Genomic DNA, 12,242 nt, shown 5'->3' on the forward strand with positions numbered 1-12,242 from the left:
GTAACAGTGATCACGTACCACACCTTATGAGTAACTTATAATACGCCAGTAGCTCGTTTGAAACTGCTCCCGCCTCGAAAGGAATGGCCTTGTCATACTTCATATAGATGATCCGCTGCGCAACAAAAAAAGCTGATATACCGGAAATCCAATCAGGTCTAAACTGAACTTTCTCTTCTTTTGTTCCTACACAATACAGATACAGAGGCAACCGGGAATCCGGCAGGCAGGTTAAGCGAAATGAAAGCATACCATCATTCCTTTCGGATCATGCTCTTCTTTCCCCTATTCTCCACCCGTTTGCCCCTTTGCACAACGGTCAAAGGAACCTTTTTGGTGACAGGATTTTTAAGTGGAATATGTGTGATTCAGAAAATCTACTACGGTGGCAGAACAACTTTTAAGACCAAGAAAAACTCCCCTTCACTTTTGGAAGGGGAGCCTGGTTTGTCAACAAAACTGAATGATAAAATTGTTGGTTCTTGGAGTGACCATTCCGGTTACGGATCGTTCTTTCGATCGCTGTTGTCTCCAAATTTATCTGATTCAACCTCTATAAGGTTTAAATTCGGAGACAAAGGCGAGCGCTGCCGCTTCTTCAGAATCGATTCCGTCCCCTCCACTACTTCTCGCGCTCATCAAAAACGAACTACTCATCAAAGCATAAAACTCTCTTTACAATTATTGAGGTGGGGTCTCTACAGCAGGCGTTTGACTACCATTATCCGGATTGGACGTAGGAGCTGCCGGAATAGTAAATGTAGCTATATCTGACTTCGTAGTTGCATATTTCGCAGCGTCACTAGACACGGAAACCACTCTGATTTTATATTTTCCTGATTTGAAAGCAAACCCATCTGAATCCGTTGAATTACCGGTAATGTTAACGTTCGCTGTTGATGGATTGCCTGCCCCACTATTCACAGTTCCTACTCGACTACCAAGGCCGTTATCGATTGTGTTACTCGTATCTTGGACAATGTAAACATCATAGCCTGCAATTCCAGTTTCATTGCTAGGCTTGGTGAAGCTGACATCAATGGAAGAATCATTCGCTGTCGCTGTCACGCCAGTTGCTTTTCCAACAAGTACTGGATTAATCGTGAATGAAGGCGAAAAGGCTATGTTGGAATCACGTTTGTTGTCTGATGATTCGGATAAAATAACCACTTTATACGATGTGCCTGCTTGAATATTATTACCGTTGCTATCAAGCAGCACTGTCGGCAAAGTTGTAGGACTTGAAGTAACAGCTGTTGCATAAGTAGATTTTGCAGTCGCTTTGGCCGCATTCAAATCAAACGCTGTTAAAGCAGGTACAACCATTAGCACATAACGCCCAATCCCTGTCTCAGAAGCAGGCCTTGTAAATGTCACGGTTACATCCGTTACATTACCTGCTGCTTGCGCTGTTTCTTTCACAGTTGCGATTACATTACTCACTGCGGCTACAGCCGTAGCCAATGTGATCACTCCCGAGCCTGAAGACAATGCATTGGCAAGAGAGGCGTTATTATTTACTGCCATTACAAACACCTTATAGCTCACATCATTACGAATCAGATCCCCATCCGTTGTTTTGGAACTAGTATCTAGAGTTACAGGGTAGCTGCTTGATCCGTTCTTGCTTACGAGCTTATAGTTCGAATTCCTGCTAGCTTCTGCTAGATTGAAATTACTCGCATTGCCCGATTTCACCACAAACACACGATAGTGATTCACATTCGTCTCATCCGTCGAACGATTGAACGTCACACGCAGATCGCTACCATTGCCGTTATCCCCAATATCTGTTGCCGCCACATTGCTTGGTGCAGTCACAGCTGCATTGGCAGTCAGCGTGATTTGTGAAGAATAAGAAGACAATGCATTCTGGCTGGAATTTCCACTTGTGCTTACCGACAGGACGAATACACGATAGCCTTCATTATTAGTAATTCTGTAGCCATTAGTATCGACCGCATTGCTAGGAAGAGTAAATGACTGATTTCCACCTGTCTTGTTCACCTGATAATAATTGTTCGATGCATTCGCTGCGCTCAGTGTGAAGCTGCCTGTATTTCCGGAACGTACTACATATACTCGATATACGGAAACGTTAGATTCATCCGAAGCTCTATTAAACGAAACCCGCAGATCGCGTCCATCACCGTTGTCACTCACATCAGCCACCCCAATGTTGCTTGCGACTCCAGCATTACTATTCGTTGTCAGTCTCAACTGCGTCGACGAAGAGGACAGCGCATTGGTATATCCATTCTGCTGGTTGCCTACAGCCATAACGTAGATCCGATAATCCTGCAGATTTGTTACGTTATAACCACTTGTGTCCTTCATGGAGGATGGCAGTGTGGTTGTAATATTGTTTCCTGTTTTGTTCACATTATAGTACAAGCTGGAAGACAGATTACTCGCCGTAGTCAGATTAAAGCTGCTGGATACCGAGTTGCGTACTACGAAAATCCGATAATTAGCAACTTTAGACTCATCAGATGAACGGTTGAAGCTCACTTGAATGTCACGACCGTCTCCATAATCCGAATTGTCTCTCACTGACGTGATAACAGGTGCTGTTGCTGTGTTTACACCCAGCGTAAGCGAAGATGATACAGAGGACAGCTTGTTGTCCGCTGTTGCCGCGTTGGAGCTCACTGACATGATGTACACGACATATGATGTGCCGTTTTTGATCAATTCCCCGGATGTATCACGCGTCGAGGAACTGAGCTGGCTTTTGACAGCCGTGCTGTTGCCTTTGTAGATAATGGTTGAATTCGAACTGGATACATTATTGGCCGTAGTCAGATTGAATGAAGAAGCGTCTTTCGCCTTGACTACAAAAGCACGGTAATACGTAATATTGGATGTGGTGCTCGGCTGTGTAAAGTTAATTTCCAAGTCACGGCCATCCCCATAGTCACTGATATCTGCGATCCGAAGGCCTGTGACAGGTTGAACCGTCGTTTTCACATTGTTTAGTTTCAAGGACTGGGAAGACCAGGCCAGCAGATTTTTGTAATTATTGTTGCTGTTCCCCATAGTAAGTACATACAGACGATAGGTTTCACTTGTATTTAACAAATCCCCATTTACGTCGCGTGTCTGGGCATTCAGCGTTAATTTTGGATCAGTACCATTTGGAGAAACGGATGTATAATTACCGGATGGTACAACCGATGCCGCAGACTCATTGAAGCTGTTCACATCACGCGTTTTTACCAGCATAATCCGATATGAGGATACAGCCTTCTCGGATGTCGGACGTGTGAAGCTTACAGTCAGGTCACGACCATCCCCATTGCTTCCGGATACAGAACCATAAATGTTCCATGCTGCATATTTCGTTTCATCCACAGGAGGTGTGGACGTTGTTTTGATATCTACCCGCTGATTGCGGGAATTCCAGAATACTTTCTCCCCAAAAGCTTCACTAACAAAACGAATCGGAACCATCGTATTTCCTTTGATTGTGTTCGCAGGCACATCCAGTGCGATCGCTTCACCGTTGATGTAAGCCGTTTTGGAACCCAGCGTCAACGAGACTTCTTGGTCACCCCGACTAGCCTTAATGGTTTTGGTTCTGTTGGTGTACTCTACAGTGGCATCCAATCCTTCAAAGATGGACCGCAACGGAACCAGTACACGTCCACCTTTCATGACAGGCGCCTGTGCGGATGACAGCTCCGCATCGTTGATATATATGCTAATTCTCGCAGCTGCATCCATAACCGACGTAGGTAGTGCTGACATCAACATAGCCGATACAGCCAGTGCTGACATCACCTTTTTCACTTGACGTCCTCCCGCTTTCTTCATATCCAATATCCCCATTCTCTTCATGGTTTAAGTTAAAATGTGATCGTTTTGAATTTCATTTTATTCCTGTAATTTCCTGTGCACATCTAAGACGTATGAATAGGAGTAAAAGTTTCCAATCCCACAAAAAATATTTTCGCAGAAATGTCCTTCCGCCATCTACCCTCCAAAGGTTAAAAATAACAGAAGAATTTGTCATTATTCCGAAACAACATCCTTCCCGAATTCGTTTAATGTAAAAGTGACTAGTGTATTGCAACCTATCATCTCTAAACTACGGGAGGTTCACCCTTATGACACCAGCGTCCATTTTTTCCAAACATAACTTCATCCGTACCATCATTACAGCAACTGCCGTCGCCATGCTGCTTCAGACTGGTTCTGCTCCTTTAACAGGGGTCGCTATTGCAGCTCCGTCGAGCGCGGATACCAAAGTAACTACCAGTAGTTCAACCGCCATATATAAAACATTTCAGTCCATGCTCAAAAAAAAGAACGGCTTGCCCGCCGCTGACACCTATCTGGAATCCAATATCAAAAAGGTAACAACACATCACGCTACCCTGATGGTGCTCCAACTGGAGAATGCGCGCCTGAAGGCTCTAACCTCCATGACGGACCGCTTGCTCGTTCCTAACGTTCAGGACAAGATGCTCAAGGCATACCAAACGAACGACAGCTTCACCAAACTAATGGAGCGTACCCAGGACTCGAATCTGCGTGCACTGTTAAAAGAAGCCCGGGACAGCGGCTATCGCCTCGTCATGCTCGAAGGCTCCCTCTATCCCATTATGAATTATGCGGCACTCGTGAAATATACCTCTGATATTACAGGAGATATCTCAAGCTACATCAACATCATGATGAAGGAAACAAAAAACTTGCCTGCGGATGACGGAGCACTGGTCATTGGCTATCAGGAAATTCTCCTTCGAGCACTCAGCCAGGAAAGATTCCTGGAGTTGCATCCAAAATCCAACCGGACCAAACAGGTGCAGTATTTGTTGAACAGTTATACCCTGTATACCTTTTATGGGCTGAACAATACACCACTGTTTGATTATGACACAAACAAAATGGTTGCGAACGCCCAAAGAGGATACAACGGCGTCTTGCAGCGTCTTGCATCCGTTGATAGTGAATTCCTCACCGAGCTGGATGCCTTTATGGATGTGGTTAAGGAAGCAAAGTATGAGAAAACGGCTGCGGTGGAGAAATGGCTGGAACAGAATGTTCCGACCGGGTCAGATGGCAGCATGCAATGATTCATCCGATTAAACTCCTCATAAACGCAAAGAAACCGACACAGGATCGCGCTCCCGTGTCGGCTTCTTTGGATTCTATCGTTGAATTGCATCTCCTACACCAGACTAACGCAGATTCATGAACTACGCAATCGGCTTGACCATATGGCTATACTCATGTCCATCAATGACAATCACTTCATCCTTGATATAGCCCTGCCGTTCGTACAACATCAAGGCCCGGCCATTGTTACGTTCAACAATGAGGGATACCTGCGAGTGTCCAAGTTCCCTTCCCTGCTGCTCAAAAGCAGCCATCAATGCCTTGCCGATACCCTGCCCCTGATATGCTTCGCTTACCGATAGAGTATCCAGATAATACTCCCCGGGACGGGTTTCTTTGACCAACGTATATTTCTCATCTGTACTCCGACCAGGCCGATCCAGAATTGGCTGATCCAGACGATCTGCCTCGCCGCCATCATAAGCCACCAGTATTCCTGCGACTTGCTCATCCTGTTCCATGACCGTTACGTTACGGTAGCTGATTCGATTATCTTCCTGCATGTACAATTGCTGCAATATTTGCATCGCTTTCTCATGATCTCCTTCACCAGCAAGAGCATAGGCAATATCATCAATCGCCTGATAGAGTAAAGGAATCACTTGTGCGGCATCTTCCTTACGAGCAGGTCTGAGCAGAGGCCGTGCCTCACTACGGTCCGACTTCACATTGGAATAATTCATCAGATTAACATGTTGAACAGATTGAGATTTTTGTTCAGCTCGGTATACGCGATGCCTTTACGATTCATGCGTTCAATCAGCGGCTGGTAGTCTTCCTTGTACATCAGCTCGATGCCCACCAAGGCAGGCCCATTTTCCTTATCATGTTTCTTCGTATATTCAAATCGGGCAATGTCGTCATTGGGTCCCAATACTTCCACAAGGAATTCACGCAATGCTCCCGCACGCTGCGGAAAATTGACCATGAAATAATATTTCAGACCTTCGTAGATCAAAGAACGTTCTTTGATTTCCTGCATCCGGTCGATATCGTTGTTACCACCGCTAATTACACAGACTACCGTCTTGCCCGCAATCTGCTCGCGATACTGCTCCAGTGCAGCAACCGCCAGTGAACCAGCAGGCTCTACAACAATCGCATTTTCATTATATAACTCCAAAATGGTGGTGCAGGCTTTACCTTCAGGCACCTTCACAATGTCATCCAGCGTACTGGTACAGATGTCAAAGGTCAGATCACCAACACGTTTCACCGCAGCACCATCCACGAATTTATCAATATCATCCAACGTGACAACCTGCTTGCGGAACATCGCCTCACTCATGGAAGCCGCGCCAAGTGGTTCTACGCCAACAATGCGGGTTTCCGGGCTAACCGTCTTCATGTAGGTTCCAACACCGGCAGCCAGACCGCCACCACCAATTGTGACGAATACATAATCCGCTTTTTCATCCAGACTCTCCATGATTTCCATCGCAACGGTACCATTACCTGCAATAATCTTGGGCTGGTCGAACGGATGGATAAACGTCATGCCCTGTTCATTACACGCACGCATAGCTTCCTCATAAGCATCGTCATACGTATCACCTGTCAGTACAACTTCAACATTATCTCCACCAAATCGGCGTACCTGTTTCACCTTCTGATTTGGAGTTGTGCTCGGCATGAAGATTTTACCGTGGATGCCCAGCGCGTTACAGGAAAAAGCAACCCCCTGCGCATGGTTGCCCGCACTCGCGCAGACAATACCTTTCTCCAGCTCAGCGGGAGTCAGACTACGAATCATGTTGTAGGCTCCACGAATTTTGAAAGAGCGTACCACCTGCAGATCTTCCCGTTTAAGATACACATTACAGTTATATTTGGCCGACAATACAGCATCCCGCTGCAGCGGCGTTCTTACAATGACCTCTCTCAGCACATGATGTGCGCGCACGATATCTTCCATGCCAACACTGGCACGGCCGGAATTGGTAGTTCCCGTTGGTTCCTGTTCCACTGGTTTCATCTCTTCTCCACACTCCGCTTATCTTGGTTGGCAATGCAAGCATTGCTTTTTCTCTCTTTATTGTATCACTTTTGTTCTGTTCTTGCGCCTGAGCTCGCCTCATGTATCATTGACACGATTTCATTAATAATGATCTGGGGATCCGTAAACATGACCATATGGCTGGATTGATCGGCTCCGATCCACTTGGTATTGGTCAGTGAGCTTACCGTTAGACGATGTGCTTGTATAATAACGGGCCTTATTTTACGCTCTCCCATGCCTGTTTTCATACCTGAAATGACGCTAACTTCCAGATTACCAAGATCAAGAGGGTTAAAATAACCGAATCTAATTGAAAATGATTATCAATTACTTGATTATAGATTATTCCACTCTTTTGGACAAGGCATAGTGTGGCTCTGATCCATTAAAAAGTAGATCGTTGGAAATTGGCACTAGCGGTATGCTACTCGGTTCGTTAAACTGTAAAACGCCAAAAAAGGGGTGCCCCGTCATTTTAATGACTTATGGGACAACCCTTTTAAAAGAAGGATTTAAGCATCCAGGCAGAATTTTTAAACCTGAGTTTTATACCAAGCTGCCGCGGCTTCTGCCTCCGTACGGGTCAACTGGTGACCCTGACGCTCCCAGTGCATGTGCACATCGGCACCAGCACCGCTAAGCAGTGAAGCGAGTTCATCTGTTTCACGTTTTGGCACAATTGGATCGTTCTCTCCTGCTCCTATAAACACAGGCAGCCCTTTCAGGTCCGGCAATTCCAGACCACGAAGCGGTACCATCGGATGGTGCAGAATCGCTCCTTTAAATGCGTCAGCCTGATGGAAGATCAGACTTGCTGCGATATTAGCTCCGTTGGAATAACCAAGGGCATAGACATTCGCACGATCAAAGCCATACTCCACAGCAGCTGCATCCACAAAAGCACCCAATTCCGCTGTCCGTGCAATGAGATCTTCTTCGTCAAACACGCCTTCCGCCAAGCGGCGGAAGAAACGGGGCATCCCATTCTCCGATACGTTACCACGCACCCCCAGAATACCTGCTCCTGGCGCGATCATCTCGGCCAGACCTACCAGATCATTCTCCGTTCCACCTGTTCCGTGCAGCAACAACAGTGTAGGGGCATCCGGTTGTGCACCTGCTTTATACATATGTTTCATTGTATTGGTAGAAGTCATGATTTGGACTCTCCTTTCCATTCACGTACTTGAATAGGTGGCAGCAGCTGTTCAATCTGCTCACGCTGTGGTTCATACCATTCAGGCAGCATCAGCTTTTGGCCCATGCTCTCTTGTGGTTCATCCCGTGCAAATCCTGGAGGATCCGTAGCCAGTTCAAACAATATACCTCCCGGTTCCCGGAAATAGACGGCGTTGAAGTACTGGCGGTCAATGACCGGCGTTGGATGATATCCGGCTTTTTGAAGATCCTGCTGCATTTGTTCGTGCTCGACGTAATCTTTGGCACGCCATGCAATATGGTGTACTGTCCCTGCTCCGCCAATGCCCCGTTGAATTCCGGTGGATTGAATGTCAATCAGTTGACCGATGTCACCCGTTGCCTGTAAACGAATGATTCCATTCTCTTCACCTACCTGCTCCAAACCGAGCATCGTTTTCAGCACATCCGTTGTTTTGTCGGGTACATGGCTGAATAATACAGCACCACCAAAGCCTTTAATCGCATGCTCTGGCGTTACGCCGTTGAATGACCACTGACTTGCCTGGCCTCCTTCACGCTCAACCAATTCGAGCAGCAGGCCGCCTTTATCGAAGAAGCGAATGTACTGCTCGCCAAATCTTGTTTTATTTTCAAATGGAATATCGAAGGATGTCAGACGTTCTTTCCAGAATGGCAGGCTTCCCACCGGAACTGCATATACCGTTACGCCAGTCTGTCCTGATCCAATTACACCTCTTCTGGCATTTTGCTGCGGGAAGAATGTGATAATGGTACCCGGTGCCCCATCCTCATTGCCATAATACAGATGGTACACATCCGGTGCATCAAAGTTAATTGTTTTTTTCACCAGTCTCAGTGCCAATACACCTGCGTAAAAATCAACATTTTTCTGTGCATCATCTACAAAAGCCGTAACGTGATGGATTCCTGAAGTTCTGAACATACTCTCCACTCCCTTGGTTTTATTAGTAGCATTGTTATATTTAGCAGTTTGTTATGCATTGCTTTTTGTTATTTATCTTTAAATTAAGATTCTTTAAATTTATATTAATCCATTCGTTCTCATTTTGCAAGCTTTTGTTTTAAAATTAAGATACTTAGGGTCGTTGACCTGCTGAAATGCCGCTTGAGTATAATGACATGGACAAAAAAACAGGCCCCGAGCACTCGGGAACCTGCTTTTCTTGAATCTTATTCCATTGACGCCAAACAGCATTGGCCCTAATTACTTCGCATGATGCCTTTAGGTCAATTTTAATCGCTTAGGCGGTTGTACCAGATCTTTGCCATCATACTCATCCTTGATATCTCCAACAATTTCTTCAAGGATATCCTCCATCGTAACCAGACCAACCGTTGCCCCCTCCGCATTATGAACTGCAGCGATATGGGAACGACTTTGCTGCATCTGGATCAATACATCCTTAATTGGTGATAACTCCGAGAATTTCAACATGTCATGAACAAAGGTATCCATATTGAACGCCCGGCCTGCGGCAACACTCGTGAGCATCTCCTTCGTATGGATAAATCCAACGAATTGGTCCAGATTTCCTTTTTCGATTACAGGGAAACGTGTATATTCATGCTGCTTCAGAACCTCAATCATACGATCCAACGGCATTTCCTTATCAATCGTGACAATTTTGTCTTTGCGAATCATAATCTCCTGAAGCAGACGCTCATCAAAAGCAAAAATGTTTTTGAGATAGTCCAGCTCCGTCTGATTAATCTCTCCACTTTCATAACTCTGCGCCATGATCAGCTTCAGTTCCTCTTCAGAGTGAACTGTATCGTGACCTGCGGGCTTTATACCAAATATGCCAAGCAGCAGACGTGCAGCCCCATTCAATGCATAGATGAACGGATTCATGATCTTACCGAACCAGTACAGCGGCGGTGCAAGCAACAGAGTCATTTTCTCTGCAAACTGGATCGCGAGCGTTTTCGGTGCCAATTCACCTATTACGACGTGCAGGAACGTGATGATCGCCAGAGCAATACCATACGATAGTACCGTAGATAAAGCCGCTGGAACCTCAAGTCGTTCAAACAGCGGGTGCAGCATTTTCTCAACAGTAGGTTCACCCAGTGCACCCAATACCAGCGCCGTGATGGTGATACCCAACTGACAGGCAGATAGATAATAATCCAGATTGTGAGCCACTTTTTTGGCCAATACCGCTTTTTTGTTGCCTTCCAGGATTAACTGATCTATTCGAGACATCCGTACTTTCAGAATTGCAAATTCCGCTCCAACGAAAAAGGCGGTCAGACCGATAAATACGGCTACTAAAAATAAGTTTAAGGCTATTATTCCGTCCAATGATTTCCCTCAAGTTGAGGGATTCACCTCCAAGTTGATCATTTTAATTAAGTGAAGCACGAGTAACGCTCCGGTAATTAGATTAGGCCAGGTCACTGGCAGATTCATTAACCTGTACGGCATTTACACGTTCAAGCAGAACCTGCTTAATGTGAAAATTTTCTGCGTCCACAACGGTCCAGACGTAATCACCATGTTCTATCGTATCACCTTGTTCCACACCGACACCCTTCTGGAATTGAATCCACCCGGCCACGGTATCCATCTCTTCATTACCTTCAAACACAAGCCCAAACTGCCGCTCCAACTCATCCAGCAGCACCCGGCCGTTAATGAGATATTGGTTCTCTCCAGTTTCCTGAATGTCAGCAACTTCATCGGCATCGAACTCATCCCGAATCTCGCCGACAAGCTCCTCCAGAATATCCTCCATTGTAATGATCCCCGAGGTACCTCCGTATTCATCCACGACCACGGCCATGTGCACACGTTCCTGCTGCATCTTGATCATGGCATCCTGAATACTTGTAACTTCAGAAACGTAAGGAATTTCACGAACAAAATCGATAAGTTGGTGCTCCCTAAGGGCAACCATATCAGGCAAAATCTTTTTCACATTTACTACACCGACAATTCGGTCCTTATCCCCATCCTCAATGACGGGATAACGTGAATAATTATGCTCATCTAATATCGGGATGATATCGTCGTAGGTCATATTTTGACTCAGTGTTACTAGTTCTGTCCTCGGAACCATGATGTCTTTGGCATCACGCTCATCGAACACAAATACATTTTCCAGATACGAAAGCTTGGTCTTATTGTTCTCGTCCCCTTCATAACTCTGGTTCATGATGATTTTGATCTCATCCTCAGAGTACGCCTGCTCATGCCCGGCAGGTTTAACGCCAAAACCACGAAGAATAACGCGAGATGCACCATTCAGCGCCCAGATGAACGGGTACATAATTTTCCCGAACCAGTACAATGGTGGCGAGAGCAGCAGCGTCAATTTTTCCGAAAATTGAATCGCCAGCGTTTTGGGAGCCATCTCACCAACAACAACGTGCAGGAACGTGACAAGTATGAACGCAATCGCATAGGATGCGACGGATGATACGGAAGCCGATACGTTTAGATACTCAAATACCGGATATAGGAGCCTTTCAACAGTTGGCTTACCGAGTGCACCCAATCCCAGGGCAGTGACGGTAATACCGAGCTGACAGGCAGACAGATAATAATCGAGATCCGTGACTACTTTCTTGGCCAATATGGCCTTCTTATTGCCCTCGGCAACAAGCTGATCTACTCTTGATGTACGAATCTTGACCACAGCGAACTCCGATGCAACGAAAAATGCGGTCAACGCAATCAAGATAATGAGTAATGCAATATTCAATACGGTAATTATGTCCAATGATTTCCCCGCTTCTCAGGGATTCACCTCCAGAGATAGTTACAGCGTGATCCGTTAATCTGGTTAACCATTCAACAGCTGATTGACGTTCAATACGGCGTATGCCTTATATGAAATCGATTAATGATAAAGTTTGTATATGTTATACTCTGACCTTGTAAAATAGCAAAACAGGAATTCAGGATGAAGTTAATCAATTACAGAAACTACTT

8 protein-coding genes are annotated in these 12,242 nt (G+C 45.7%); 1 reads left to right on the forward strand and 7 read right to left on the reverse strand.

The window, feature by feature from the left end:
* Positions 1-681: 681 nt before the first annotated feature.
* A complete protein-coding gene (locus Q0V21_RS23780) occupies positions 682-3,816 on the reverse strand; it encodes a copper amine oxidase N-terminal domain-containing protein (RefSeq protein WP_301880886.1) in 3,135 nt (1,044 codons plus the stop codon).
* Between the two features lie 293 nt (positions 3,817-4,109).
* Between Q0V21_RS23780 and Q0V21_RS23785 the strand changes: the two genes are divergently transcribed.
* Positions 4,110-5,081, forward strand: coding sequence for a hypothetical protein (locus Q0V21_RS23785; protein ID WP_301880887.1), 972 nt, complete (start codon positions 4,110-4,112; stop codon positions 5,079-5,081).
* 123 nt (positions 5,082-5,204) lie between these two features.
* Here the strand turns inward: Q0V21_RS23785 and Q0V21_RS23790 are convergent, their stop codons facing one another.
* From Q0V21_RS23790 to Q0V21_RS23815, 6 genes are all read right to left on the reverse strand, one after another.
* Positions 5,205-5,807, reverse strand: coding sequence for a GNAT family N-acetyltransferase (locus Q0V21_RS23790; protein ID WP_301880888.1), 603 nt, complete (start codon positions 5,805-5,807; stop codon positions 5,205-5,207).
* Entirely contained in the window at positions 5,807-7,099 is a 1,293-nt protein-coding gene (ilvA, locus tag Q0V21_RS23795) for a threonine ammonia-lyase IlvA (protein ID WP_079344059.1), read from the reverse strand. Before ilvA ends, Q0V21_RS23790 begins: the two co-directional genes overlap by 1 nt.
* 557 nt (positions 7,100-7,656) lie before the next feature.
* Positions 7,657-8,262 (reverse strand): alpha/beta hydrolase, encoded by a 606-nt coding sequence (locus tag Q0V21_RS23800; RefSeq protein WP_301880910.1) that lies wholly within the window; start codon positions 8,260-8,262, stop codon positions 7,657-7,659.
* Positions 8,263-8,276: 14 nt separating this feature from the next.
* Positions 8,277-9,227, reverse strand: coding sequence for a ring-cleaving dioxygenase (locus Q0V21_RS23805; protein WP_079344057.1), 951 nt, complete (start codon positions 9,225-9,227; stop codon positions 8,277-8,279).
* Between the two features lie 300 nt (positions 9,228-9,527).
* The gene (locus tag Q0V21_RS23810) at positions 9,528-10,610 is read right to left on the reverse strand and encodes a hemolysin family protein (RefSeq protein ID WP_301880890.1); all 1,083 of its coding nucleotides are present in this window, start codon (positions 10,608-10,610) and stop codon (positions 9,528-9,530) included.
* An 82-nt stretch (positions 10,611-10,692) separates the two neighbouring features.
* Complete coding sequence (locus Q0V21_RS23815; RefSeq protein WP_079344055.1) at positions 10,693-12,030, reverse strand: hemolysin family protein; 1,338 nt, start codon at positions 12,028-12,030, stop codon at positions 10,693-10,695.
* Between the last annotated feature and the right edge of the window lie 212 nt (positions 12,031-12,242).

The sequence above is a fragment of the Paenibacillus sp. 11B genome (assembly GCF_030487755.1).
Classification (GTDB): Bacteria; Bacillota; Bacilli; order Paenibacillales; family Paenibacillaceae; genus Paenibacillus; species Paenibacillus vandeheii.

Excerpts from the sequence above, each read along its gene's own strand:
- Q0V21_RS23780 (WP_301880886.1), bottom strand. The coding sequence starts at position 3,816 with ATGAAGAAAGCGGGAGGACGTCAAGTGAAAAAGGTGATGTCAGCACTG.
- Q0V21_RS23785 (WP_301880887.1), top strand. The coding sequence starts at position 4,110 with ATGACACCAGCGTCCATTTTTTCCAAACATAACTTCATCCGTACCATC.
- Q0V21_RS23790 (WP_301880888.1), bottom strand. The coding sequence starts at position 5,807 with ATGAATTATTCCAATGTGAAGTCGGACCGTAGTGAGGCACGGCCTCTG.
- ilvA (WP_079344059.1), bottom strand. The coding sequence starts at position 7,099 with ATGAAACCAGTGGAACAGGAACCAACGGGAACTACCAATTCCGGCCGT.
- Q0V21_RS23800 (WP_301880910.1), bottom strand. The coding sequence starts at position 8,262 with ATGAAACATATGTATAAAGCAGGTGCACAACCGGATGCCCCTACACTG.
- Q0V21_RS23805 (WP_079344057.1), bottom strand. The coding sequence starts at position 9,227 with ATGTTCAGAACTTCAGGAATCCATCACGTTACGGCTTTTGTAGATGAT.